We start from the raw sequence: 24,760 nt of genomic DNA, 5'->3' as shown, positions 1-24,760 counted from the left end.
CTGAAAATTCAAGAATTTTCTTCTGTTCATTGCTTTTAAAATGTGCTATAATGGTAAAAACTGAAATGGGAGGGAACTTAATGACAGAATTAGATAAACGTCATCGCAGTAGCATCTATGATAGCATGGTTAAATCACCAAACCGTGCCATGCTTCGTGCGACTGGTATGACAGATAAGGACTTTGAAACACCGATTGTGGGAGTCATTTCGACTTGGGCAGAAAATACACCATGTAATATCCACTTGCATGACTTTGGGAAATTGGCTAAAGAAGGTGTCAAATCTGCTGGTGCTTGGCCGGTTCAATTTGGAACCATTACGGTAGCAGATGGGATTGCCATGGGGACGCCTGGTATGCGCTTCTCTCTAACGTCACGTGATATCATTGCGGACTCTATCGAAGCTGCTATGGGCGGTCACAACGTGGATGCCTTTGTGGCTATCGGTGGTTGTGACAAGAACATGCCTGGTTCTATGATTGCCATTGCCAATATGGATATCCCTGCTATTTTCGCCTACGGTGGTACGATTGCCCCTGGAAAACTAGATGGTAAAGACATCGACTTGGTTTCTGTATTTGAAGGTATCGGAAAATGGAACCACGGTGATATGACGGCTGAAGACGTCAAACGTCTCGAGTGTAACGCCTGCCCTGGCCCTGGTGGTTGTGGTGGTATGTATACTGCAAACACTATGGCTACTGCTATCGAAGTTTTGGGGATGAGCTTGCCAGGTTCTTCTTCTCACCCAGCTGAATCTGCTGATAAGAAAGAAGACATCGAAGCAGCCGGTCGTGCAGTTGTCAAAATGCTTGAACTTGGTATCAAACCTTCAGATATCTTGACTCGTGAGGCCTTTGAAGATGCCATTACAGTGACAATGGCTCTCGGTGGCTCTACAAACGCTACTCTTCACTTGCTCGCCATTGCCCACGCAGCTAATGTTGACTTGTCACTTGAAGACTTTAATACCATCCAAGAACGTGTGCCTCACTTGGCCGATTTGAAACCTTCTGGTCAGTATGTCTTCCAAGACCTTTACGAAGTTGGTGGTGTGCCTGCAGTTATGAAGTACTTGTTGGCGAATGGATTCCTTCATGGAGACCGTATCACATGTACTGGTAAAACTGTCGCTGAAAACTTGGCTGATTTTGCAGACCTCACACCAGGGCAAAAAGTCATTATGCCACTTGAAAATCCTAAACGTGCGGACGGTCCATTGATCATCTTGAACGGTAATCTTGCTCCTGACGGTGCAGTTGCCAAGGTATCAGGTGTTAAAGTTCGTCGTCACGTTGGGCCAGCCAAGGTATTTGACTCAGAAGAAGATGCTATCCAAGCTGTCTTGTCAGATGAAATCGTTGATGGCGACGTTGTCGTTGTTCGTTTCGTTGGACCTAAGGGTGGTCCTGGCATGCCTGAGATGCTATCACTTTCATCAATGATTGTTGGTAAAGGTCAAGGAGACAAGGTTGCCCTCTTGACAGACGGACGCTTCTCTGGTGGAACTTATGGTCTGGTTGTCGGACATATCGCCCCTGAAGCCCAGGATGGAGGACCAATTGCCTACCTCCGTACAGGCGATATCGTCACTGTCGACCAAGATACTAAAGAAATTTCTATGGCCGTATCCGAAGAAGAACTTGAAAAACGTAAGGCAGAAACAACCTTGCCACCACTCTATAGCCGTGGTGTCCTTGGTAAGTATGCCCACACCGTATCTTCTGCATCACGTGGTGCCGTGACAGATTTCTGGAATATGGAACAATCTGGTAAAAAATAACTAGAAAATAAGCAGTCGCTAAATGACTGCTTTTTCTAATCCTTTGTCTTATCTCGTGAAATGTGATAAGATAATTGCTCTAACTATGATTATGAAGGAGAGACAATGTTTTCAAAAAATACAGGAATTATGCTCTACGTAGATGATATAGCAGCTGAGAGAGACTTTTGGTCTGCTATCGGTTTTGAAGTTTTTAATCAATCAGAAATTATGGGGTTTGAAACTTTTGAAATGAAACCTCACACGGACAGTACACTGACTTTTACTGTCTACGCCAAAGACTTTATTCGTCAGGTATCGCCAGAGGTAGTTGATATGAAACCTAGCCTACTCTTTGAATCAGCGGACCTTTGCAGTCTTCACGAGCGCATAGCTGCAGTAACTGATACCACCAGTCCGATCAGTACTCAACCTTTCCCTAACTTTAACTTTGCAAATCCAAGTGGACACTATTTCGCAGTTAGAGGAATCTGATAACAAAACAGCTCTCTGTTTATTAGCAGAGAGCTCTTATATTTTAGCGTGGTGGTAGACCAAGCGCTATGCGACCATAGCGACTGATTCGCGTAATCTTCCAAGCAGGCGACCAGGTAACTTCAACCCTGACATCTTCAATCCCTTCAATCTGTTTCAAGCCTGCCACGATTTCGATGGGTAAACTTTCTGCACAGTCACAGGCAGTATCGGTGAAGGTCATGACAATTGTACAAAGACCAGCCTCGTCCAAATGAATCTCGTAAATCAAGCCAAGATTATAGACATCTAGTTCCACATCTGTATCGTAAACTTTTTCTAGCTTGTCAATGATTTGATCCCCTAATGCTAAAGCACGATCATTGATTTTGATATCTTCTCTCATTGCATTCCCTCCATTTGTAAACTGCACCTATTTTCTCATAATTCTGACAATTTGGCAAGTTTTTCCCAATCAAGACTGGATTCGCCATAAAAACGAAAGCATATAGATTGCCATAGTTGGTCCAAACTGCCCAGAGAGCTAACAACCTAGAGCAAGAGGATATTGGCATAGGTTAGAGAGATAAACTTAGAGAATGATTGAGCTTCTAAGAAATACTTTCTAAAAACAAAAAGTAGAGAACGGTCATCTCTACTTTTTAAATATTATTTTGACTTCACAGGTTTATCTGCCAAGGCCTTGATAGCTGATGCTATCGTTTCTGCGTAGAGCTTAGCTCCCTCTTCTAGTTTGGCATTATCACTTCCAAAGTGAACCTGATCCGTTCCTTTCCAGATGTCTGGATGATCTTTAGATACTTGATTCCAGTCTGCAACCTCAATGTAAGGATACTTTTGAGCCACTTCACGCACATAGCTAGCATACTGTTCTACATAAGGCTGAGTTGCTTGAGTTGTATCACCCTCATAAGGTGTCATAAGTACAAGTTGATGTCCCTTGGGTAGATTCGTTATCAAAGAATCGATATCAGCCTTATAATCCTCAGGGTTATTCACTCCAGTAGCAATAACGACTATTTTAGGGAGGACTTTATTCTGACTGTGATTGAGCATAATAGCATTGGCTTGCTTGGTATTTCTACTTACTTGACCATCTGTCTGAGCGTCTGGTAGAACCTCTTTAAGTCCAGGTGTTGCACGCAAGGTTACAGAATCTCCAATGATGGATACACCTTCGGCAATATTGTAGCGACTTGCTTCTGCTTGATCCGCCATGGTTTTCGTACGGGTAATATTGGTTTGGGCTTGATTGAGGCCATTTACCATCAAATCCGTTTCAAAAGCGCCTACTTGGGGGGCAATAAGCATCACAATCAGTGTCAGCAAGCCAAGAAATCCGACGCTACCCGCAAAGATTGGTTGAATATGCGGAATTTCTTTTACCTTTTGCAATAAGCTACTGTTCTTCCCTGCAATGAAAGGTTCAATCACATAGAAGGAAAGGCTTGCAAAGAGATAAGAAAAGATAGTGGTGAGAATCACTGCTAGTATATTTCCCATTAATTGGGAGAAAATAATATAAAACGGCCAGTGGAAGAGATATACTGCGTAACTGGTATCAGCTAGGAAGCTAATCACCCTTGGCTCCTCAATATTTGGTGTTTTCTCATGCAAGACTCGAGTAGCAAGAATCATAGCAAGTGCAGCTAAACTTGCCAACAAGAAGCCAAGCAAGTAGGCAAAGAGATAATTGAATTTCACGAAGAAGGTCAATAAGAGCAAAACTCCGAGACCTGCCCCGAATACTAGCAAGGTCTTTTTCAAATCCCAGGTATTATTTAAACGCTTAACAAGAGTAGTCGTTTGACGAACACCTACCAAAGATGCCAAAATACTGCCTAGAAAGAAAGGATAGACGTGAGTAAAGCTAGAAAAGTAGAGCGTCGAGTAGGAAGAAACGATAAAGCTACCGATAAACATTGAAAGAAAACCGATGATAAAGACAGCTGATGATAGAAGAAAGACTAGACCTCTTAATTGTCCAGATGATTTTACCCGCTTGGACAAGAACCAAACCGCCAAGCCCCACAAGATATAGTAATGAACCTCAACAGCCAAGCTCCAATTATGAACAAATAAATGAGGAATGAACTGAGATTCATAACTTCCCCCTGTTAACATTTCATAGAAGTTGGTCATAAAACCAAGGACACCAGCAATCTGACCACCAATCCCGGCTATATAATCCTGCCGAACCAAGAAAGTAAAGGGCATAACGACAAGGATCATTAAAACGACCGGTGGAAAAATCCGATAAAAACGTCTTCTAAAAAATCCTAAGATATCAATCTTACCTTTTTGTCCAAATTCTTCTAATAAAAGTGACGTAATTAGGAAACCTGAAAAGGTGAAAAAGACGTCAACCCCGAAGAAACCTCCTGGGAAAACCGTCTGAAAAAAATGGTACAAGAGTACCAAGAGTAAGCCTGTAATCCTAATCAAGGAAAACCATTTTATACGCATACGAGTTTATTCTCCGTTCATTAGAGTAGTTAAAAAACCATCTAATGTTCATTCCATACTACCTTTATTTTATCAAAAAAAGAAGAAAAATCCTAAGAGAAAACTTAGGATTTTAGCTTTGGTCTACTAATCTTAGAAATTACGACCTGATTTATTGTAGCCATATTTTTCAACAAAATGCTCACGGAATTCCAAGAGATTATCATCCATAATAGCCTGACGAACCTGCTTCATAAGGTTGAGCAAGAAGTAAAGGTTATGGTAACTTGTCAAACGAATACCAAAGGTCTCATCGGCCTTGAGCAAGTGACGAAGGTAGGCACGGGTGTAGTTCTTACATGTGTAGCAATCGCACTCAGGATCAAGTGGGGTAAAGTCCTCCGCAAACTGGGCATTCTTGACAACCAAACGTCCTTGGCTAGTCATACAAGTTCCGTTACGAGCGATACGAGTCGGCAAGACACAGTCAAACATATCGACCCCACGAATAACCCCATCAATCAAGCTATCTGGCGCTCCCACTCCCATCAAGTAGCGAGGTTTGTTTTCAGGAAGAAGTTGAGTGGTGAAGTCCAAAACTGCATTCATCTCTTCATGAGTTTCACCTACTGCCAACCCTCCGATAGAGTATCCAGGGAAGTCCATGCTAACAAGGTCGCGAGCTGATTGACGACGAAGATCTTCAAATCCTGCGCCTTGCACAATCCCAAATAATCCTTGGTCATGTGGACGACGATGAGCTTTTAATCCACGCTCAGCCCAACGGCTAGTACGTTCGATTGACTTTTTCACATAATCATAGGGTTGGTAGAACTGAGGACATTCATCAAAGGACATCATGATGTCTGAGCCTAGATTATTCTGGATAGAAATAGCCTTTTCAGGTGATAGGAACATTTTAGAACCATTGAGGTGGTTTTTGAAGGTTACCCCTTCCTCTGTAATGTTACGGCTATCAGCTAGAGAGTATACTTGGAAACCGCCACTATCCGTCAAGATAGGTTGGTCCCAGTTCATGAACTTATGAAGCCCACCTGCTCGAGCAATCAACTCATCTCCAGGACGTAGCCACAAGTGATAGGTATTAGAGAGGATAATCCCTGACCCCATCTCTTTCAATTCTTCTGGCGATTGGGTTTTAACCGTTGCTTGAGTTCCAACTGGCATAAACATAGGAGTTGGGAAAGTTCCATGTGGCGTGATAATCTCACCCAGACGAGCTCCCGTGTGTTTTTCTTTTTTAATCAAACGATATTTGATTGGTGAATCTGACATTTTTTACCTCCGAAGCTGGGAAAGACAGTCCCAGTTCTTACTTTGTGCCCAAGGGCATACTGTATGATTCTATCAAAAAAAACAGGAACTGTCACGAACTATGGTATAATGAAAGAATGAAATACCCAAAAATTGATTTAAAAGAAGTTCGTCAACAAGCTAAACAGTTTCAAGCTGAACATCCACGTCTATTGCTTGTCTTTTTATTACCAAGCATTTTCCTGATTCTATCCAGCTTTATAAGTCCATTATCCCTACTTGATGAGGGGATTCTTGAGCAATCCTTCTTTACTTTTTTGATGAGCTTGATCCAGTCTTCACTCTTTCCTCTAGCAGTCGGATTTACAAGTTCTATTATCCTAGCTGGTGCTCTTTTTACAACCATTAATCTTTACAGAATTTCCGAGATAGAGCTTTCCTTTAAAGATAGTCTGTCCTTACTTGACAATCGCTTCTTCACCCAGACCTTTTTGACTCTCTTGCTCAAGCGTTTCTATCTCTTTTTGTGGAGCATCCCTAATCTTTTTGGTGTCTACTTGCTCTTCTATAGCAGTGCCATGGCCCGTAAATTTGTAGAACTTCATCCCGAATTTCCAGCCGTAGACGTCACCAATTCAGATATCGAACATTTTCTGCTCACTTTTGCACTCTACTTCTTTGGTAGCGTCTTTCTGATGATTTTGGGAACCATTGCCTATCTGCCGCAATACTACGCTTATTCCCAAGTAGAGCTTCTCCTATGTGATACCCTTGCAATTGGAATTGCCAAGCCAAGTCGCGTACTCAAAACCAGTCGCTTCCTTATGAAAGGTTATAAGTTCCAACGCTTCGTACTTGATTTACAGCTACTTCCTTGGTATCTCCTTATCTGGATCAGCTTCGGAATTGCGAGCATCCCTACTTTCCCTTATATCTATAGTAGTCAATTCTTCTTTTATCAAAGATTACTCGAAATCAAGCGGAGAAAAGTTTAATGTGAATGATTAAAACCAGCACCTTCAATAGAAAGTGCTGGTTTGTTTTTATTTAAATGGTTACTTGATCTCTGTCTTTAATCATGTAGTGTTTTAATGGAGTTAGGCTTGCCAACCAATATAGGAAGCCACCAAAAATCGCCGTAAAGCCACTACCTGTTGTGATTAAGAAGATCGAACTTTGAATTTGTTTAGTTAGGGGATTGTAAACAAAGAGTACCGCAACTAACAGAGATACGAATACACAAGACAAACCAACTAAATTAAATCCCTTAGTAAACTCATAAGCCTGATGTCCATCTAAGAAATAAGCTGATCGTAAATCTAATTTCCGTTTTCTTATCAAGAAATAATCAACAACAATCATTCCAATAATAGGTCCTTGAATATAAGCTGCAAGCGAGATAAAAGAACCAAAATATTCTTCTACGCCACCCCAAATTGTTAACGCACTCACATAAATCATGGCAATCCAAACCATTAGTTTATAGCTCACCTTAGGCATACCGCTTTTAACAATCATACAGTTCACATAGGATCCTGTCCCTTGAGTTCCAATATTTGCAAAAGCTACTAGCAATAAACTAAGAAGAGCAAAGGTAGGAGTACTCAGGGTTGAAAGCATCGCAGTTGGATCACTCTCGTAAACTCCTGTTCTTACAAACATAGCTAGAGCCATAACCCCCCCCGTCGCAGCAAAGAATGGTGCTACCACGCCATAAGATAAAGAAGTAGCCCAATACCCACTACGTTCTGATTTTGCTAAACGTGGTAAAATTAATGCTTGCGTCGACCAAGAAAAGGCAGTCGCTACATTCCCCTCTCCTGAAATCATAAATCGCTCTAGCGGGCTCAAATCTCCTTGTACTGCTGGTTGAACGTTCATAATGTCAGTAATCGGAACTGCTACAAAACAAATTCCAACGATAATCAATCCAACAACTAGTAAAGCAATTACCATAAACCGATTAATACCTTTTATAACCTCCGGTCCACCAAGGGCAATCAAGGTCCCTAATAAGACACAAAGTGTCCCAAGAATTGGTGCCCAAATCCCCTTCTCCAGTCCAAGGCCAAAATTATTAGCTAGATGAATCATAGAACTGGCAAAAAGATTTGCAGTAACTGCATACCAACCAAAATTTGCTAAACTGATAGTTGTTGACAAAAATGCCACTCCGCGCTTCCCTAAAACCGCTCGAAGCCAAATCCATAAATCAATTCCGTATCTCACTGCAAACAAGGTGGGAAGACACTCGATAAAGACCCAAATAATATTAAAGCTAAAAATATTGATTAACATCTGGCTGAAGGTCAAATATTGAGCAACATACGCTCCTTGTGTGTAACACCAAGTTGCAATCGCAAAACCACTTGTTGATAAGAATAGATCCCAGAAGGAATATTGCCGATCCTTACTAGTCATTGGAACAATCCCAGTTATGGTTTCTTGTTGAATAAAGTCGGTCGTTTTCGACATTATTTAATTCCTCCTGTCATAGCTAAGATAATCAAGATTAGATTAATTCCAATGATAACACCAATCAAAGCAAAATCTTTTTTTAAGAATGGTTGCGCAAAATCATAGTCTGGAGATTCCATTTCTTCCAGTCTTCGTTTCGTTTCATCTGCTACCAATTGTTCAATTTCAGATACAGATTTCATCTTATTTTTCTCCTAGATATAACTCTAATGAAAGTTGTCCGTATTGTCTGGTAAATCGATACCAAGTATAAAGAAATTCTCCCACAGGTTTTCCAACACTCTCTTGGAATAAGGCCCACAAGAACCAATAATAAGATGTCACTGCCACATAGGCTAAATAATGACGTCTTGTTTTTGTATCTGGAACTTCTTGCAAGTAAATCTCAAGTACTTTCTCAGCTTGTTCAACAGTATAATTCGAACAACCAATGAAGGTACCTAAATCCCCTGCAGGGTCCCCCATACCAGAATACTCCCAATCAATCAGACTCATCTCCTCTTGTTCGTTTAGGAGAAAATTAGGACTATAGGAATCTCCATGACATAAAACTCTCTCAGTGTCATCCTGTTTTAAAAATTCTCTAATAGTTGAAATGTTTTTATCGAGTTCATCAAGTCCATCAAACTCAAAACGATTGCTAGCCTTCAATTTTTCTCTAAAATCATCAATTCCTACAAATAAATCAAAATTATGAGTTGTCTTCTCTCCAGACTGATGTAGTTTTCTCAAGAGCCCCATAGCTTTTTCTACATGATCCCAATTATCATAATCAAGCGGTCTAGCGTTAGGGATAAATTCTGAAATCTTCCACCCTTCGTTTTTATCCATTGCAACAAATGTTCTGTCTATTTGCAGTTTTGCTGCAATTTCCATAGAAGCCGCTTCACTTGATCTGTTGATATATTTTTCAGTTCCTCTTCCAGGATGACGATAAACATATTTTTTATCAAGACAATCAAAGCTAAAGGATGTATTGGTCAAACCATCTTTGAGTGGTTTAATATGAACAATATCCGAAGCATCACAATTCAAGGTCTTGCAGATGTTATCAATAATCTCAGAATTAGAATTCATCAAGTAGCGGTCATCAAATTGACGCAACTCATCTAAGGAATCAAATTCTTTAACAATATCCGCTGAATAATGACGAGCTTCTAGATGCAATTCATGAACATTACGGGTATAGTAATCTTCCCAGAGCTGTTCTTTATAGGGCTCGTGTTTAAACTCAGTTTCTAAAATTTTTACGAATTTTTCACTAAAGGCACGGTCAAAATACACATGTCCCACCATAGCCCAAGTGTCTTTACCACCAATCTGTATGTCAACAATCATGTTGTTGGAGTCTTCGGTAGCACAATATTCGTCTGTCTCGCCTTCCACAAATATTGTTGAATAGTAGCCCCTATAAATATACTTCTCAAATGGATTTTCGGCAAAATAATTGTCCGATGAACAAATATAAGTATTTGATAGTTGATCTCTAACCAACATTAATGAAGAACAGTTATTGTATTTATAGTAATCATTATTGACAACGATTTTTACACCATATTTTTCAGCAAGGTAAAACATTTTTTCTTGTAAATAACCTACAATAACTGTAATATCTTCTATACCGGCTTCCTGTAGTTGTTCAATTTCCCTTTCAATCAGGCGTTCCCCTTTGACTTTTAACAATCCTTTTGGTACTTCGTAAGACAAAGGTGCAAATCGACTACTCATCCCTGCAGCCATAATCACTGCGTTTTGTACTCGATAAGGCTCTAAAGCTTCTTTTCCTAACTCAGATAGGTGACCTTCTTGATCAATCCAATTAGCTTCTTTCATTTCTTTAAGTAGGGAATTAATTGTTCCTAAAGAAACTTCCAATTGTTCCGCTAACTGTCTTTGTGTAAACTCCTCCTGTGGATGCTCTTGCAAAAAAGACAGTAGTTTAAATTGTTTTTCTGAAATCATATTGATAACCTCTTTTTGTTCAATGTTTGTTTAAAAAAGATTATAGTATGAACAATCGCTTTTGTCAAGTATTATCCCAATAAACTTTAATAGTAAAGAAGTAGTCTTGAATAACATGACCACGCATTTCCATAAGTTTTTAAAGATTTACAAATAGCACTTCCTTAATCACACTGAAGTAAACCAACTTAAAAACAAAAATTCGTATAAAAATCTAATCGTAAATAAAAAAGCGAACCATACTTGTTTCTGATACTCAGAATTCTATCTTGTCCGCTTTTTTATTTAATTTATCAAGCATAAGGATTTATAATAAAGGGTTCTTAAATCCAATATTTTTTCCACCTCCGCATTTTATTTCAAGAAAAGGATACTCAAGAGTGCTAAGATTGCTGGACCACCTTGCTTTAGAATGATTTTTTTATCTGCTGTTAAGGCACCGTAAGTCGCTGCGCCTATGACAAATAAAACAAAGATTGTTACGATTTCTAAGCTATGTGAGAAATAGATTCCATATAGAAGAAACACGCCAATCAAGGCATTATAAATCCCTTGGTTTTTAAACAGTGAGGTGACAGAGGGGCGAGTCAATTCTTCCTTGTCCATATTAAAGACTCGGCTGGTTGCGTCTGATTGGGTTGCGATACTCTCCAAATAAAAGATATAAAAATGCTCGAGGGCAACAAAGGTTGCTAAAATAGTAGTAATAATTGACATCGTTTTCTCCTTAAAATTCTATTTTTTCTAATTCTGATACTAGTTTTGCCAACAAAGCTGTCAGGTCTTGCTGCTCAGTAGAGGATAAGATGTTCGCCATCTGCTCCTTCACTTTCAAGTGATGTTTAGGCGGACTGACTAAGAGTTGATTCTTGGCTTCTTGGGTTAATTCAACTAAGACTTCTCGTTGATTAAGCGGATTGCGTTTGCGACTGACATAGCCCTCTGACTCTAGTATCTTAAAATGACGGGTCAAGGCCGCTTGGTCGATTTGCAACTTCTCCTGAACGGCAATCTGGTTGCAGGGTGACTGCTGCAGTAAAAACTGCAGGATTTGATAGCGGGTCAAACTAACTCCCAATTGTTTCTCAAAAAGTTGAGTAATGGTCTGATCTGTTAAATGAAGCTGGTACAATAATTCATGCATTTTTAGTATTTTTTCTCCTTTTGTTAATATTTGATTAATCAACTATTGACTTATCAAGTATAATACAAATAAATTGACTTTGCAAGCCTTTTGCTTACTCCGTTAAATTAGTCTCCTAGTCACAATCCCTCAAAGCTATGTTTTTCTATTTTATGCCTGGAGTTTATTTACGCTATCTAAAAGTTTGAAAACAAAAAAAGAAGCGGAAACTCAAGTTCCCAACTTCTTATTATTCTTAATTCATAGATACGTGAACGTGGTCATAGTGGTTTTCTGTGATACTACCACGGTCTGGCATTGGATTCCAAGTGTAAGCCGGCCCATATTTACTTGGGTATGGTGCGTAGAAACGTTGTTTCCAGATGATGTAGCTAATGCCACGGCTAGCCATATTTTGGATCGCATAATCTGCAATTTGGTCTCCAAGGGCTGAGCTTACTGGAACCATAAAATCAATTGCAAGGCCTTTTCCGTGGTCTCCACTATCTCCAGGACGGTAGCCGCTAAATGATGTGATACCAAACAAGTTAGCAATTTCTTCTTTAAAGGCAGCTGTTTGTGGTTGAAGTCCTGCATTCTCTGATTTTGCTGCAGCAAGTCCTGCATAGTCAGGAGCTGCTGGGGCTGCATAAGTCGCTGATGAACCTTGGCTTGCTTCAGCTTGGTAAGTTGATGGTGTTGATTGAGTCTCTGCTACAGTTTCTGTAACAGGGGCTTCTGTTGTAGTAGTTTCTTCCACTACAGGTGTTTCTGCTACTGCTTCTTCTACTGGTGCTAAAACTTCTGCCATAGTTTCTGTAACAGGTTCTGCTACTGGTGCTGATGCTTCTGTTGTAGTTTTTGCTACTGCTTCTTCAGTCGCTTGTGGTGCTACTGCCTCAACTTGAGCCTCTGTTTCTTCAACTGGTTGAGTTAAATCTTCAACCTGTACAGTTTGGTCATCTATAGTGACTTGGTTGGTTGTCAAATCTGCTGTAGCAGTTGTTCCTTCGCCACCTTGAACTGTATCAGGGGTTTGAATTTCAACTTCTGTCACTTCTTCCTCATCATTAACAGTTGTTGTAAGGACTGTCTCAGGGAAAATCAGATCAATATTGCTGATCTTGTTCAAGTTAGCAAGAACGGTCACATCCACTCCCAAAGCTTCAGCAATGGTACTTAAGGTATCACCATACTGAATCGTATAGCTTGTTTTATTCTCATTCTTAGTAACATCGTTTTGAATTTGCTCAACACTACGTGCTGTCCATACTAGTTCTTCTGCTTGAGTTGCCAATACAGGGGCAAAGGACAAGGCTACTGTTGATGCTAAAATAATTCTTTTCTTCATACTATCAAACTCCTTTTCAAATGTAGTACCTGTCTATCATAACACAAAGAAAATAGAAAAAAAGCCCTTTTGGGGCTATTTAACAGAACTGTACATTCCTTGTAACAAATCACATTACCTGAAATAGTTTGTTAGTTTCTTGTCATCAGGCTGACACATTCTTCTTGAAGAAAATTCTAGAAGGAAAGTGAGCTAATATCCTCTAAATGCTCTATCTGTTGATTACAAGTTGCAGGAGAGGTAAGAAAATTAATACTCTGAATCCCACTATTTTGGGCAAATTCTATATCCAAAGTCCGATCGCCGATATAATAAGTCTGCTGAGGATTTAATCCATACTTATCTAAAAGATAAATCGCAGCTTCTGGACTAGGCTTCCGAGCAAAGCCACTTTGATTAGTTAAAATTTCTATGAAATAGTGGGCCAAACCCAAATTCTCCAAAATTGTAAAAGCATTGTCCCCTTTATGGGTATAAACAAACTGCTCAATCCCTTGCTGATCTGCCCAAGCTAAGATTTCACGCGCCCCTGGCATCAGAACCACTTGAGCATTATTCTCAGCCAAACTCTGAGCACGAACCTGATTGAGCATATCTGCATCCAAGCCTCTTTCTTCTCCCACCTTTTCCAACAGATCTTGAACAGAAGTTTGTAGAATAAAGGCACGAACCTCAGTCTTATCATAAGGAATGTCAAACTGAGCAAAGGTCTCTTCGATTCCTGCTAAAATAGCCTCATAAGAATCCAATAAAGTTCCATCTAAATCCCAAATAAATCCAATTTTCTTCATATTTCATCCTTTCAAAGATATATATTGCTTATAACGATAACGTAGGAAAATCCAGCGAAAACCATTGTCCAAAAGCGTTCCTGCCCAGATACCAGGCAAGCCCCAGCCTAAAACAATTCCCATCAGGTAGCCTGTTCCGATACGGATACACCACATTCCAATACTTGTCGCATAAAAGGGAAGTCGGGCATTTCCCAAGCCTTGCCAGACAGCTGTATAAATAACTGTTCCCGTTGTCATAGGAGTCCCTAAAAGTGAAAAAAGAGTCACTAAAACACTGGCTTTGATTGCCACAGGATCGCTGGTGTAGAGATAGCTCAATGGTGTTCCGAGAGCATAGATACTAAGAGTTAAGGGCAACATGAGAAGGAGAGAGAGCCAAAAAGTTTGCTTACTTAAGTCATCCACCCTCTCCCAATCATTCTCTCCAACTGCTCGAGCCACCTGCATGACTGTTGCTGTCGCAACGCCAAAGGCAGGCATATAGTTAAACTGAGTCAAAACTTCACCGATAGCATTACCAGCGACGACCTCAGTTCCGAAGGAAACAACCAAGGCAATAATAACTACATCACCAGCCCTCATCATGAGACGCTCTCCCGCTGCAGGTAAAGCCAGGGTCAGCAAGTCTTTGTCCAAACCCAACCTTGGTTTCGTATATGGAAGTTTTAATTGCGACCACAAAATCACAACCCCGACCAAACGAGACAAAATAGTCCCCCAAGCTACACCAGCTATCCCCATGTCAAAGACAAAAATGGCGACACTTGAAAAAAGGATGTTTAAAGCATTTGATAACAAACTAACATAAAGCGGAAGACGAGGATTATGGGTGGCGCGAATCAAGGCTCCTAGACTAGTCATCAAGCCCAAGAGAACAATTGAACCACCCACCAATGATAGGTAAAGTCCACCGCTCTTAGCTACAGGCGCTTCTGTCCCCAAAAGACCAATCATCTCTTGACCTGCAAAGATGGACAAGCCCCCTAAAACTAAGCTCAATAGTAGGGTGATCTTAAGTGCTTCTGTCACATGGTAGGCTAGTTTAGACTGGTCCTTCTGCCCCACACTTTTTGAAATAACACTGGAAATAGCAGCTCCCAGAGCAATAAAAATAGCCTGATAAATGGTGATAATATTTCCAGCTACAGACACACCCGAAATGGCGATTAAACCCAAGTGTGCCACCAAGTAGCTATCTACCATCCCCATGAGCATCTGCAAGAAATTTTCACCCATGGCTGGCAGAGCAATGTTGAGAATATCCTTATTTTTCTTAAACAATCCTTCCTCCTGATGAAAAGAAACTCAGTTAGTTTCCCAACCGAGTTTACTTCCTCTCTTTTAAAGTCCTAGATAAGTTTCTACTGCAAGCTGCATATCTGCTGCTGCAACCGTTGTCTTGTGACGAACTGGAGCCGTTTCAAGACCATCCACTGCTGGTGGCAAGGCAACACCTGAAATTTCGTGCAACTGAGCCAAAGCTTCAAAGTCGCCAAGTCCTGATTTCCCTGTTACAGCTTCTACTGCAACTACTGGGAATTTATATGGACTCGCTGTTGAAGCAATCACTGTCTTAGTTACATCACCAGTAGCCCCTTGGTATTTCTTATAAACTGCTGAGGCAACTGCTGTATGAGGATCCTCGATATAAGAATCTGACTCGTAAACTCGCTTGATTTCTGCTGCTGTTTCTGCTTCAGTAGCATACTCAGCTGCAAAAAGATCAAGAATCTCTGTATCAAAATCTGTCAACTCATACTGACCTTGGTTATTCAAAGCATTCATAAGTTCAGCTGTCTTAACTGCATCATTTCCCAAAAGATGGAAAATCAAGCGTTCTAAGTTTGAAGACACTAAGATATCCATAGATGGGCTAGTGGTTACTTTAAACTCACGCTTCTTGTCATAGACACGAGTTTTAAAGAAGTCTGTCAAGACATTGTTGTCATTTGAAGCACAGATTAGCTTGCCGACTGGCAAACCGATTTGTTTAGCGTAAAAGGCAGCCAAGATATTTCCGAAGTTCCCTGTCGGTACAGTGAAGTTAACCTTGTCACCAGCCTTAATCTCACCAGATTTAACAAGTTGAGCATAGGCATAAACATAATAGACAATCTGTGGCACCAAACGGCCGATATTCATAGAGTTAGCCGATGAGAACTGGAGCTTGTTAGCAGCCAATTTTTCACGAAGAGCCACGTCATTGAACATATGTTTCACGTTTGTTTGCGCATCGTCAAAGTTTCCATCAATGGCGATAACATGCGTATTGTCCCCAGTTTGCGTAGTCATTTGCAACTCTTGCACTTTGCTGACACCGTCTTTTGGATAAAAGACAATAATTTCAGTACCTGGAACATCCGCAAAACCTGCCATAGCGGCTTTTCCAGTATCTCCAGATGTCGCTGTCAAGATGACAATCTTGTTTTCCAAGCCGTGTTTCTTGGCAGCTGTCGTCATAAAGTATGGCAAGATCGACAAGGCCATGTCTTTAAAGGCGATGGTTGAACCGTGGAAAAGTTCCAAGTTGTATTGGCCATCGAGTTTGACAAGAGGGGCAATAGCTGGTGTATCAAACTTGCTGTCATAGGCATTGGTGATACAGTAGTCTAACTCTTCTGCTGTAAAGTCATCCAAGAAGGCTGACAAGACAAGTTTCGCAACTTCTTGGTAAGAAGCATCTTTTAATGTGTCAAAATCCAAGTCTACCTTTGGATAACTCACTGGAGTGAACAAACCACCATCTGTAGCCAAACCTTGCAAAATTGCTTGACTGGCTGTTACTGTATTTTTCGCATCACGCGTTGATTGATAAACTAACGTCATAAATCTCTATCCTTTATCTATAGTCCTATTCATTATAACATGATTTTTCAGAAAATTCTCGCCTATAGGCAAATTTATGGCTTCAAATCTTCTTTCAAAGGCTCTAAATAGGTCATTTCTCTCTGACCTCTCATCTCAAGTCCTTGCTCTGCTATAGCGACTAAGTCTTTGGAGAACTGGACAATTCCATCTCTTTCCTCATCTGTGAGTTGTTTCTTAGAAAACTGTCTTCTCAAAGACTTGTAGTCACGACCAAATTTCTCAAAGAAAGAAGCTGTTTCTAGGTAAGTTTCAAGCTTGTCTAGATTCACCAACAAACCTAGATGAAAGGCTGCTGAAGCAAAGGTTCGGTCCAGCGGCTGCGTACAAACACTACGAAATTCAACTGTCCCTCGTGTTGTTAAGTCCTGAAATTGATAGCTACGATGGGTTTGGAAATCCTTCTCTTGAGGAACAAGAAGAGTTTCTTTTCCATTTAGAGTATAGGCAGTAATTTCATCAGTATCTAAGTAATCTCTAGCCCGAATCGGAGAAAAATAGTAGGTTTCCCAATCACGTTCTGCTGTAAAAATCGCAGAGCGATCTAAATAATCAAAGAAATCATCCTCATCTTTAAAAAGTTTTGCATTGACTCCAACATTCTCTGGATAAATTCCATGCATGGAATCTTCCCAAAAAATATCTCGTGAAATCAAAGTATCCCATTCTGCTCCTGAAAACTGAGAATTGGCAAACAGGTAAGCTTTGGCTGCTTCTATCTGTGTGAAAGCATTAATAACTCGTAAGTAGTTTGACTTTGAGACATCTAACTGAACTTGACTACCACAAATAAATGCACCATAGTCTGGAAAGTCATGCAAATCAGCTCTCTCCTGGCGACTTCCCATCTTCAGATAGTCCATTAACATCTGGTAGCGAGGATAGGCGACAGGCCTATTATCATTGATATCCCAATTCGGGTGAATCCCCCAACCCCGGATAGCATGGTCCTTTTCTCCTAGTTTTCTTTGGATTACCGTCATATAAGTCTCAAAACGGCCTTCGACCTCTTTGATATTCCTAGCTCTGCCAAAGGCAAACTCAAGTGTTGTGTAGGAAACCTCAAACAAAATACGGTCTTGACTCAACGGTTCTACAAGTTGAATCGGATCGCCATCCTGGTCTTCCTTCTCAACTTCTAGACTGAGAGCGTCAACTAAAAAACGCATCAATTCCTTGCTGACTTCAATATCTGTAGGCTGACCTTTCGTATGAACGATAGGAAACTCCAACTCAATACCGATGTAGAGCTCTGGATTTTCTTTGATATTCTTTAAATAGCGATCTTTTAATAACTGAACTGAAGGGGACATAGATACCTCTCATTCTAACTTCTCATACTAGAAAACAAATTACTCTCTATTATATCAAAAAGTCCTAGAGAAGGACCTTAGAAAGTCTGTTTGCAAGCTCGCTCCCTAGATTTAAGACCAAATAACTTCCTCTTTATATGAAATTTTATTACAAGACGCCAGATATCATTGTTCAATTTTCACAGTCTCATCAACTGGTTAAGCGATTACATATGTTTTTGCATCAAATCCCTTGTACTATATTAAATATAGTGATACAATTCACATATAAACAAAAAAGAGGGCAGTTCAAATTCGACTTCACTTGAATCATGAGTCAAGGCAAGCCCATTTTCCTCTGCACCTCAACTACTAACCAAGGAGGATAGCTATGAAAGCTGTTGTTGTAAATCCAGAAAGCACTGGTGTTGCTATTGAAGAAAAAGTGCTCCGTCCGCTCGAAACTGGGGAAGCTCTTGTAGAAGTTGAGTACTGTGGTGTCTGCCACACTGACCTCCACGTTGCCCATGGTGACTTTGGTAAAGTTCCAGGACGCGTTCTCGGTCACGAAGGGATCGGTATCGTCAAAGAAGTTGCTCCTGATGTTAAAAGTCTAAAAGTTGGTGACCGTGTCAGCGTAGCTTGGTTCTTTGAAGGCTGTGGTATGTGTGAATATTGTACAACTGGACGCGAAACTCTTTGCCGTTCCGTAAAAAATGCTGGCTACTCAGTTGACGGCGGTATGGCTGAACAATGTATCGTAACTGCAGATTATGCTGTCAAGGTTCCAGAAGGGCTCGATCCAGCCCAAGCTTCTTCAATTACTTGTGCCGGTGTTACTACTTACAAGGCTATCAAAGAAGCAAAAGTTGAACCAGGCCAATGGGTTGTACTCTATGGTGCTGGAGGACTTGGTAACTTAGCTGTTCAATACGCTAAAAAAGTATTCAACGCTCACGTTATCGCAGTAGATATTAACAACGATAAACTTGCTCTAGCTAAAGAAGTTGGTGCTGATATCGTGATTAATGGTCTTGAAGTCGAAGATGTCCCAGGTCTTATCAAAGAAAAAACAAACGGTGGTGCTCACTCAGCTGTCGTAACAGCTGTATCAAAAGTTGCCTTCAACCAAGCAGTTGACTCTGTTCGTGCGGGCGGTCGTGTAGTAGCTGTCGGACTCCCTTCAGAAATGATGGATCTAAGCATCGTCAAAACAGTTCTTGACGGTATTCAAGTCATCGGATCCCTCGTTGGAACACGTAAAGACTTGGAAGAAGCCTTCCAATTTGGTACTGAAGGTCTCGTTGTTCCAGTCGTTCAAAAACGCCCTGTGGAAGATGCTATTGCTGTCTTTGATGAAATGGCTGCTGGAACCATCCAAGGTCGTATGGTTCTAGACTTTACTCACTAAGATAAATAATAAATGCCAAAATGAGGTAGGGACAGAAGATCCTACCTCGTTTTTTAGTAATAAAATTTTGACATAACAATTAATTGGACTTGAGGCATTTTTTAGACGCCCAAGAGCACTACTGACGAAAACTTCCTAGTCCCTCCACTTTTTTATATTAAATTTTTTTACCATTTTATAGACGATTTTATAAAAAGTTTATATATCAATATTTGTAAAAATGAGGCTTTGAGATTTTTTTCACTCTTTATTATAATTAGTTGCATTTTTTCTGAAAACGATTTATACTTAAGGAGTCTTAAAGTTTTCTTAAACTACAAGTCAAACATTTTATAAGGAGGAATGACAATAATGAGTATCGGAATCATTATTGCGAGCCACGGTGAATTTGCCGCGGGTATTCATCAGTCAGGATCTATGATCTTTGGTGAACAAGAAAAGGTTCAAGTCGTAACCTTTATGCCAAACGAAGGTCCAGATGATTTATACGCCAAGTTCAACAATGCTGTGGCTGCATTTGACGCAGAAGATGAGGTTCTAGTCTTGGCTGACCTTTGGAGTGGTTCTCCATTTAACCAAGCTAGTCGCGTAATGGGAGAAAATCCTGAGCGTAAATTTGCCATCATCACAGGACTTAATTTACCGATGTTGATCCAAGCTTACACAGAGCGCCTTATGGACGCTGCTGCTGGAGTGGATAAAGTCGCTGCAAACATCATTAAAGAGGCCAAAGATGGCATCAAGGCTCTTCCAGAGGAGCTAAATCCAGCTGAGGAAGTTGCAACTGCTGCAGCTGCTCCTGTAGCCCAAGCTGCCATCCCAGAAGGAACTGTTATCGGAGACGGTAAATTGAAAATCAATCTTGCTCGTCTTGACACACGTCTTCTTCACGGACAAGTCGCAACTGCTTGGACACCAGATTCAAAAGCAGACCGTATCATCGTTGCTTCAGATAACGTTGCTAAAGATGACCTTCGTAAAGAATTGATCAAACAAGCAGCTCCAAACGGAGTGAAGGCTAACGTTGTTCCAATCCAAAAATTGATTGAGGTTGCTAAAGATCCTCGCTTTGGTGAAACACATGCCCTTATCTTGTTTGAAACACCACAAGATGCCCTTCGTGCTATCGAAGGTGGTGTGCCAATCAAAACTCTTAACGTTGGATCAATGGCTCACTCAACTGGTAAAACAATGGTCAACAACGTATTGTCAATGGACAAAGACGACGTTGCTACATTTGAAAAAATGCGTGACCTTGGTGTTGAATTTGACGTACGTAAAGTACCAAACGACACTAAAAAAGATTTGTTTGACTTAATTAGCAAAGCTAACGTTCAATAATTAAAACTAAATAGAAAAGGAATAAAACCATGTCAGATATTTCATTCATTTCTGCTATCTTGGTTGTAGTTGTTGCCTTCTTCGCAGGTCTTGAAGGTATCCTCGACCAATTCCAATTCCATCAACCAATCGTAGCATGTACCCTTATCGGTCTTGTAACTGGTAACCTCGAAGCAGGGGTTATGCTTGGTGGATCACTTCAAATGATCGCCCTTGGTTGGGCTAACATCGGTGCTGCCGTTGCTCCTGACGCGGCTCTTGCCTCTGTTGCTGCTGCAATCATCATGATTAAGGGTGGTAACTTTACTACTGAAGGTATCGCAGTCGCAACTGCAACTGCTATCCCTCTTGCCGTAGCTGGTCTTTTCTTGACTATGATCGTTCGTACCATCTCAGTTGCCTTGGTTCATACTGCAGATAACGCTGCTAAAGAAGGAAACATTGCTGCTGTTGAACGCGCTCACTACTTTGCCCTTGCTCTTCAAGGTCTACGTATTGCTATCCCAGCTGCACTCTTGCTTGCAATGCCAACTGAAGCCGTTCAAAGCGTATTGAACCTTATGCCAGAATGGCTTAAAGGTGGTATGGCTGTCGGTGGTGCTATGGTCGTTGCCGTTGGTTACGCTTTGGTTATCAACATGATGGCTACTCGTGAAGTATGGCCATTCTTCGCAATCGGTTTTGCTCTTGCAGCAATCTCTCAATTGACTTTGATTGCCCTTGGTGTCATCGGTGTTGCCCTTGCCTTCATCTACCTCAACCTTTCTAAACAAGGTGGAAACGGTGGCGGAGGAGCTGCAACTTCTAACGATCCAATCGGTGATATCCTAGAAGACTACTAGAAAGGGGAACAATCATGGCTGAAAAAATTCAATTATCAAAATCAGATCGCCAAAAAGTTTGGTGGCGTTCACAATTCCTTCAAGGTTCTTGGAACTACGAACGTATGCAAAACTTGGGTTGGGCTTACTCTTTGATCCCAGCTATCAAGAAACTTTACACTAAAAAAGAAGACCAAGCTGCTGCTCTTGAGCGTCACCTTGAGTTTTTCAACACTCACCCATACGTAGCTGCTCCAATCATGGGGGTTACTCTTGCACTTGAAGAAGAACGCGCAAACGGTACTGACATCGATGACGCTGCTATCCAAGGTGTTAAGATTGGTATGATGGGACCTCTTGCTGGTATCGGTGACCCAGTCTTCTGGTTTACAGTACGTCCTATCCTCGGTGCCCTTGGTGCATCACTTGCTGCGACTGGTAATATCGTCGGACCACTTCTCTTCTTCTTTGGATGGAATGCAATCCGTATGTCTTTCCTTTGGTATACACAAGAGTTTGGTTACAAGGCTGGATCTGAAATCACTAAAGATATGTCAGGTGGTATCTTGAAAGACATCACTAAAGGAGCTTCTATCCTTGGTATGTTCATCCTTGCTGTCCTTGTACAACGTTGGGTATCAATTAACTTCACTGTTAACCTTCCAGGTAAACAATTATCAGAAGGTGCCTACATCAACTTCCCAGAAGGCGCTGTTACAGGTGGAGAATTGAAGGGTATTCTTGGTCAAGCACTTAGTGGCATGAGCTTGGATAGCGTTCAACCACAAACCCTTCAAGGTCAGTTGAACTCATTGATCCCAGGATTGATGGGACTTCTCCTTACTTTCCTTTGCATGTGGTTGCTTAAGAAAAAAGTATCTCCAATCACAATCATCCTTGCTCTCTTTGCAGTAGGTATCGCAGCTCGTTTCTTCGGTATCATGTAATCTTGGTGAGAATGTACAAACAAAAAAAGAATCAGGTTTATCACCTGATTCTTTTGGCTCTTTGTCAAATAGTGTTGATGAAGAACCTAATGAAAAAAGAATCCAACAAAAATTGGACTACCTGTCTCCGGTTGGATACCGAAGACGGTAGCCCTAGGGTGTTTTTATTAAATTCTCACTTTTTGGGGTCAGTCCCTAAGCCTGATAGTAATTTTTTGTTCATACTATTCCCCTTTAGTCATTTACTACTTTAAGTTGCATTGCTTTAGCTACTTCTTCTGCCTTTGATCCCTTAGGTGTATGGATTTCTACATCTGGGTTACAGTTATCCACAAAATAGAAGTATTCTGTAATTTCTGTTACACTTGCTGGAATTGTAATAGATTTAATTGATAATGTCCCCCAGAATACTAATGTTCCAATACTCTTTGTTCCTTCTGGGAATACAACTGATTCTAATGAACTGTCAGAGTTGAAAACATCATCTTCTACTGTTTCTATTGACTTACCAAAGTGGACATACTTTAACTTATTGTCAATCGTAAACGCACCTTTTCCAATATATCGTACTGTATCTGGTAAAACGATTGCCTCACAATGTTTCAAGTTCGCAAGACCACGTTCTCCAATTGCGATAACAGGTTTACCTTTAATTTCCTTTGGTACACGAACAACCTTATCGTCAGAAGTACAACTATAGATGACATAACCTTCTTCCTATAAATATACGCACGTTAATATATTAATATCTTTAAGAATTTATAACTATAGTTCCTTAATTTTCCCAGTAAAAAAACGAAAGGCACCACAAGTTATTTATGTGTTTTCTTTTAACGATTCATGTACTTCTGTCGCAACTTCTCACCCGCCTTTAATTGCGGTTGCGATAGATTGAGGACCTAAATATGCATCCCCTGTTATTAGTTCATTTCTATTGTATTCTGATGTTGACCGAAAGTCAAATTTTTACCTTTCATCTAGAACACTAAAGTCTACTTTTGTTCAATTGCTGCAACGACAAGGTCACATGGAATAATATGTTCACTACCTGCCACTTCATGCGTTGATCTTCTTCCACTTTCATCTGATTCACCAAGTTCCATTGTAATAACCTTTACACCAGTTACTTTCCCACTCTCATCACGCAATACTTCTTTAATATTCTCTAAGAAATGGAATGTAACACCTTCATTGTGTGCATCTTTGATTTGTAGTGTAGCTTCTAGTATATTGTTCATATGGTCATCATTCTTTTGTTTTAGGTTTCAGCGCTTTTAATATAATGGATGTTGGCCTTTTTGTATACACTAAAATAGGGTTGTGGAAAATTTCCATCAACCCTAAAAATTATAGAACCACACAAAACCCTGACCAGAGATAGCCAGGGTTTTGTATTTCAAAAATTATTCTGTAAATTCTATAGTTACTTTTACTTCAGAATCCATTGAAGAAAATATTGTTTTATAATAATTGATTGCAGATTCTTTAATTTCACTCTTAAATTTATCTAAATACTCTGCTTGTTTATCACTAGAAAGTTGGTTAGCGACCAATTTCCCAGTATCAATATCTTCTGTAGTTCCACTTAATAACTCTCCATGACTATCATATAAATCATAAGGATTATCTTTTGAAAGTTCAACACCAATTACTTCCAATTTTGGAACAATAACCTTATATTCTTTTTCGCTTATTTGTTCAACCTTTACACTACTTTTAATTCCAAATTTAGCTTTATAATTTAAAATTACTAATGCTGCTTTTTTAGAGAACGGCACATCAAACCCAAAAACTTGAGTTGTTTTTGTTTCAGAAATAATTTCATTAATTCCCGCATTCAAAAATACAACTTCATTCACTTTTTCAATACTTTCGATATTAATTGACGATTTGACTTCTGATTTATGTTCCTTAGGTAAGAAAAATAGCACTCCAATAGCTATAATAGCTATTAATACCACATTCAATAGTACACTAAACATATTAACTTTCTTCTTTAATATAGACAAGATAAAAAAACCTCACTTTAAATAATCTATCTAAATTTTACACATTCTAAAGAAAATAGTCAATATTTTTTCGTACTATCTTCTAAAATTAATTGTGCCTATTAAAAATGAAATTAGTTTGTTGCATTTGATTATATTTTTTGAACACCAAATCCATTTAAAATTGAGTGCTATTTTGAGCACTAAAAAAGGGCTCTTTGGTAAATAGTGTTGATGAAGAAATTTAGGAAGGGATTAAGCAACTAATTGTTGCTTCAGAACGAAGACAAACGTTATTTTTGGCGTTTGTCTTTTTCTCTTTTCAAAAATGGTTTGTCTCATCATCTGATATTCCATTCAAAAATCGAATTTAGAACAAAATAAAAAGGGATATTCTCTATCCACTTCA

At 40.0% G+C, this 24,760-nt stretch carries 23 protein-coding genes; 7 read left to right on the top strand and 16 right to left on the bottom strand.

Going from position 1 to position 24,760, the window contains the following annotated elements:
- Positions 1-80: 80 nt before the first annotated feature.
- The gene (gene ilvD / locus QEZ38_RS04925; protein WP_248035870.1) at positions 81-1,784 is read left to right on the top strand and encodes a dihydroxy-acid dehydratase; all 1,704 of its coding nucleotides are present in this window, start codon (positions 81-83) and stop codon (positions 1,782-1,784) included.
- A 105-nt stretch (positions 1,785-1,889) separates the two neighbouring features.
- Positions 1,890-2,258, top strand: coding sequence for a VOC family protein (locus QEZ38_RS04920; protein ID WP_153225651.1), 369 nt, complete (start codon positions 1,890-1,892; stop codon positions 2,256-2,258).
- A gap of 43 nt (positions 2,259-2,301) precedes the next feature.
- On the opposite strand, the gene QEZ38_RS04915 is transcribed toward QEZ38_RS04920, so the two are convergent.
- The 3 genes from QEZ38_RS04915 to tgt all read right to left on the bottom strand — a co-directional run bounded on the left by QEZ38_RS04915 (position 2,302) and on the right by tgt (position 5,999).
- Positions 2,302-2,643, bottom strand: a complete 342-nt coding sequence (locus tag QEZ38_RS04915) for a metal-sulfur cluster assembly factor (RefSeq protein WP_153225650.1) — start codon at positions 2,641-2,643, stop codon at positions 2,302-2,304.
- A gap of 263 nt (positions 2,644-2,906) precedes the next feature.
- Positions 2,907-4,724: an acyltransferase family protein gene (locus QEZ38_RS04910; RefSeq protein ID WP_281335202.1), complete on the bottom strand. Its 1,818-nt coding sequence runs from the start codon at positions 4,722-4,724 to the stop codon at positions 2,907-2,909.
- 132 nt (positions 4,725-4,856) lie between these two features.
- The gene (gene tgt, locus QEZ38_RS04905; protein ID WP_248035875.1) at positions 4,857-5,999 is read right to left on the bottom strand and encodes a tRNA guanosine(34) transglycosylase Tgt; all 1,143 of its coding nucleotides are present in this window, start codon (positions 5,997-5,999) and stop codon (positions 4,857-4,859) included.
- A gap of 116 nt (positions 6,000-6,115) precedes the next feature.
- Between tgt and QEZ38_RS04900 the strand changes: the two genes are divergently transcribed.
- Complete coding sequence (locus QEZ38_RS04900) at positions 6,116-6,973, top strand: DUF975 family protein (protein ID WP_075228139.1); 858 nt, start codon at positions 6,116-6,118, stop codon at positions 6,971-6,973.
- Between the two features lie 52 nt (positions 6,974-7,025).
- On the opposite strand, the gene QEZ38_RS04895 is transcribed toward QEZ38_RS04900, so the two are convergent.
- The 10 genes from QEZ38_RS04895 to QEZ38_RS04850 form a co-directional block, all read right to left on the bottom strand.
- A complete protein-coding gene (locus QEZ38_RS04895; RefSeq protein WP_153225648.1) occupies positions 7,026-8,453 on the bottom strand; it encodes a cytosine permease in 1,428 nt (475 codons plus the stop codon).
- Positions 8,453-8,638: a hypothetical protein gene (locus QEZ38_RS04890; RefSeq protein WP_153225647.1), complete on the bottom strand. Its 186-nt coding sequence runs from the start codon at positions 8,636-8,638 to the stop codon at positions 8,453-8,455. The genes QEZ38_RS04895 and QEZ38_RS04890 overlap by 1 nt, the downstream gene beginning before the upstream one ends.
- Position 8,639: 1 nt before the next feature.
- Positions 8,640-10,418 (bottom strand): phosphotransferase, encoded by a 1,779-nt coding sequence (locus QEZ38_RS04885; RefSeq protein ID WP_153225646.1) that lies wholly within the window; start codon positions 10,416-10,418, stop codon positions 8,640-8,642.
- Positions 10,419-10,772: 354 nt separating this feature from the next.
- Positions 10,773-11,135, bottom strand: coding sequence for a DUF1304 domain-containing protein (locus QEZ38_RS04880; protein ID WP_281335201.1), 363 nt, complete (start codon positions 11,133-11,135; stop codon positions 10,773-10,775).
- Positions 11,136-11,145: 10 nt separating this feature from the next.
- A complete protein-coding gene (locus QEZ38_RS04875; protein WP_425445017.1) occupies positions 11,146-11,562 on the bottom strand; it encodes a MarR family winged helix-turn-helix transcriptional regulator in 417 nt (138 codons plus the stop codon).
- Positions 11,563-11,797: 235 nt separating this feature from the next.
- Positions 11,798-12,892, bottom strand: coding sequence for a LysM peptidoglycan-binding domain-containing protein (locus tag QEZ38_RS04870; protein ID WP_281335200.1), 1,095 nt, complete (start codon positions 12,890-12,892; stop codon positions 11,798-11,800).
- Positions 12,893-13,068: 176 nt separating this feature from the next.
- Complete coding sequence (locus QEZ38_RS04865) at positions 13,069-13,683, bottom strand: HAD-IA family hydrolase (RefSeq protein ID WP_281335199.1); 615 nt, start codon at positions 13,681-13,683, stop codon at positions 13,069-13,071.
- A 3-nt stretch (positions 13,684-13,686) separates the two neighbouring features.
- Positions 13,687-14,967, bottom strand: coding sequence for an MATE family efflux transporter (locus QEZ38_RS04860; RefSeq protein ID WP_281335198.1), 1,281 nt, complete (start codon positions 14,965-14,967; stop codon positions 13,687-13,689).
- Between the two features lie 60 nt (positions 14,968-15,027).
- Positions 15,028-16,512 carry a threonine synthase gene (thrC, locus tag QEZ38_RS04855; protein WP_281335197.1) on the bottom strand — a complete coding sequence of 495 codons (1,485 nt, stop codon included), beginning with the start codon at positions 16,510-16,512 and terminating at the stop codon, positions 15,028-15,030.
- 74 nt (positions 16,513-16,586) lie between these two features.
- Positions 16,587-17,864, bottom strand: a complete 1,278-nt coding sequence (locus QEZ38_RS04850) for a glutamate-cysteine ligase family protein (protein WP_281335196.1) — start codon at positions 17,862-17,864, stop codon at positions 16,587-16,589.
- Positions 17,865-18,234: 370 nt separating this feature from the next.
- On the opposite strand from QEZ38_RS04850, the gene adhP reads away from it, so the two are divergent.
- The 4 genes from adhP to QEZ38_RS04830 all read left to right on the top strand — a co-directional run bounded on the left by adhP (position 18,235) and on the right by QEZ38_RS04830 (position 22,363).
- A complete protein-coding gene (gene adhP, locus QEZ38_RS04845; protein ID WP_281335195.1) occupies positions 18,235-19,254 on the top strand; it encodes an alcohol dehydrogenase AdhP in 1,020 nt (339 codons plus the stop codon).
- Between the two features lie 351 nt (positions 19,255-19,605).
- A complete protein-coding gene (locus tag QEZ38_RS04840; RefSeq protein WP_281335194.1) occupies positions 19,606-20,595 on the top strand; it encodes a PTS sugar transporter subunit IIB in 990 nt (329 codons plus the stop codon).
- Positions 20,596-20,624: 29 nt separating this feature from the next.
- Positions 20,625-21,437: a PTS mannose/fructose/sorbose transporter subunit IIC gene (locus tag QEZ38_RS04835; RefSeq protein WP_281335193.1), complete on the top strand. Its 813-nt coding sequence runs from the start codon at positions 20,625-20,627 to the stop codon at positions 21,435-21,437.
- 14 nt (positions 21,438-21,451) lie between these two features.
- Positions 21,452-22,363 carry a PTS system mannose/fructose/sorbose family transporter subunit IID gene (locus QEZ38_RS04830; RefSeq protein WP_075228146.1) on the top strand — a complete coding sequence of 304 codons (912 nt, stop codon included), beginning with the start codon at positions 21,452-21,454 and terminating at the stop codon, positions 22,361-22,363.
- Positions 22,364-22,597: 234 nt separating this feature from the next.
- On the opposite strand, the gene QEZ38_RS04825 is transcribed toward QEZ38_RS04830, so the two are convergent.
- The 3 genes from QEZ38_RS04825 to QEZ38_RS04815 form a co-directional block, all read right to left on the bottom strand.
- Positions 22,598-22,993, bottom strand: a complete 396-nt coding sequence (locus QEZ38_RS04825) for a leucine-rich repeat domain-containing protein (protein WP_281335245.1) — start codon at positions 22,991-22,993, stop codon at positions 22,598-22,600.
- Positions 22,994-23,355: 362 nt separating this feature from the next.
- On the bottom strand, positions 23,356-23,601 hold the full coding sequence (locus QEZ38_RS04820; RefSeq protein WP_004238875.1) for a hypothetical protein: 246 nt from the start codon (positions 23,599-23,601) through the stop codon (positions 23,356-23,358).
- A 165-nt stretch (positions 23,602-23,766) separates the two neighbouring features.
- Entirely contained in the window at positions 23,767-24,345 is a 579-nt protein-coding gene (locus QEZ38_RS04815) for a DUF4230 domain-containing protein (RefSeq protein ID WP_000493216.1), read from the bottom strand.
- Between the last annotated feature and the right edge of the window lie 415 nt (positions 24,346-24,760).

The sequence above is a fragment of the Streptococcus taonis genome, from assembly GCF_029948085.1.
Lineage (GTDB): Bacteria > Bacillota > Bacilli > Lactobacillales > Streptococcaceae > Streptococcus > Streptococcus taonis.
This window is presented reverse-complemented; position numbering and strand designations above follow the sequence as displayed.